The sequence below is a fragment of the Mogibacterium pumilum genome, from assembly GCF_002243385.1.
GTDB classification, from domain to species: Bacteria; Bacillota; Clostridia; order Peptostreptococcales; family Anaerovoracaceae; genus Mogibacterium; species Mogibacterium pumilum.
In genome coordinates, this window is the sequence record NZ_CP016199.1 from 1,510,584 (window position 1) to 1,512,741 (window position 2,158).

1 protein-coding gene is annotated in these 2,158 nt (G+C 46.5%); it reads right to left on the reverse strand.

All coding sequences use genetic code 11. From position 1 onward, the window contains the following. Nucleotides 1-94: 94 nt before the first annotated feature. A complete protein-coding gene (ltrA, locus tag AXF17_RS07280; RefSeq protein WP_237049005.1) occupies nt 95-1,450 on the reverse strand; it encodes a group II intron reverse transcriptase/maturase in 1,356 nt (451 codons plus the stop codon). Nucleotides 1,451-2,158 lie beyond the last annotated feature (708 nt).

Genomic DNA, 2,158 nt, shown 5'->3' on the forward strand with positions numbered 1-2,158 from the left:
AATAGGGTAGAGCGAGGGCGTTAGCCCTCAACCCTCCCGTTGCACCGTACGTACGGGTCTCGTATACGGCGCTACATCAACATAGAATCAAGCGTTAATTCAGATAATACGCCAAAGGGTCGACCAATCCCGGTCGGCTCTTTGTCTTTTTGCCAAGTATCGTTGGATTGAGCAGGAAATTAATATCCCGAATAGTAGCCATTCGGTACCATCCCTGCCTTGCGTTTGCCACGCTTAACAATCTTTTCTCCTCAAGGCCACATTCCTGAATCCTATTCAGAGCCATCAGGTTCTTGAATATGGTCTTCGGCTTTTTCCACTGTTTGAGTATCACTACTCTCACCTTGTGCCTCAGCCATTGTCCATATTCATCAAGAAAGCCTTTCATGCTACCGATTCTGTAGTAGTTTATCCACCCCCGGATGAGCCAGTTCAGTTGCATAAAGGTAGACTTTATGGTTCGCGCAGCCGCTTTCTTCCGACAAAGAATCTCACGAGTCTTCTCATAGAGTTTCTTCTTTCGGTCTTTGGCAAGCCTGCACTTCCAACCGTCTTTGCTCTTCCAGAATGTGAATCCCAGAAAGTTACTCTTCGTAGGTCTTACTACCTTTGTCTTAGTGGCACTGACTCTCAGCCGAAGTTTGCGCTCCAGCCAGCTTGTCACAGACTTCATCACTCTGTCTGCCGCCATTTCACTTTTCACGAAGATGTCGCAGTCGTCAGCGTATCTGACAAAATGAAGTCCCCTTGATTCCAGTTCCTTGTCGAGCTTGTCAAGGTAGATGTTGGATAGTATAGGTGAAAGAGGTCCACCTTGCGGTACCCCTTCTTCACTTGGGCTTACCAAGCCATCTTCCATGACTCCAGCTCTTAGAAACTGTCGAATCAGTCGTAGCGTTTTCGCATCATTAATGCGTTCTCTGAGTATTGAAATTAACTTGTCATGGTTTACCGTGTCGAAATACTTCTCGATGTCAAGGTCTATCACCCACTCATATCCCTCGTTGAGGTATTCGAGGGCTTTCTCTATCGCTCCATGGCAATCTCTGTTCGCTCGGAACCCATAACTATGGTCACTGAAATATTTGTCATATCCCAGAGACAGTATCTGTGCTGTCATCTGCTGTACAACTCTGTCTGTGACTGTCGGTATTCCGAGAGGTCTCTTCTTGCCGTTGGCTTTAGGTATGTAGACCCTTCTTACCGGACTCGGCCTGTATTTACCTTCACGTATCTGAGTCTTCAGCTCTTCCCTATGAAGAGTAAAATACACGTCAAGTTCATCTACCGTCATCCCATCGACTCCGGCTGCACCTTTGTTTCGCTTGACGTTCTTGATTGCCTCGTCAATATTCCTGTCCTGTAATATCCATTCGATTAATTCCACTTGTTGCTCCTCTTTCTGTTCGTAAAACTGCCGGAAATCATCCCCTCTACCTTTTGCCTCCACAGACTTACGTTTCTGCTTTCAGAGCATATCCTCGATTTCGGATTATTCCGACCTTGCTTGCAGTGATTTGCAATACATTGACATTAGACCCTTCCCGTTCGTGCTCCCGGTACTATGGTCTAAGCTGACTCCCGGACGCAAGCCTTTTCCGCACGTGTTTCCACGCCGTCCGGGTCTCCCGGGGTAAGACATAGTTCTTTCGCCACACAACCTCCGGATTTACTGTCTCGGTGATACGTTTACCTTTTGGGCTTCGGTTTGTGTAGCAACCTCACCCACCGTTTAGCCTTGTATCCGGTTTCTGTTCGTAGGCTCGATGGCTTTGCTACACCGCTTCCTTCACTTGAGCATTACTGCTTTCCGCTTGCGGTTCGCTACACTTGGCGGTAAATACCCGTGACTGGACTCTCACCAGTAAGAACTGTGCCATGCCCGGCACACCGACAAAAGGTCGGTAGCATATGCCACCGACCTTAATACATCTAAAAGTTCAGGTTCTATAAATTCTTTTGGGGTTTAGGAGGTACCTATCCATTTCATTGTGGTGTTTTAAACCCCTACCTATACACTTGTTGGGGTAATAAAAAAACACCCCAAAAAAATCAATGTTGTCCCTGACAAGGGGTACACATCATAATTTGGATAATCTAAAAAGGACGGAGATTTAACCATGATTAGTTAAATTCTCCGTCCTTTGTTGTTCCTCAA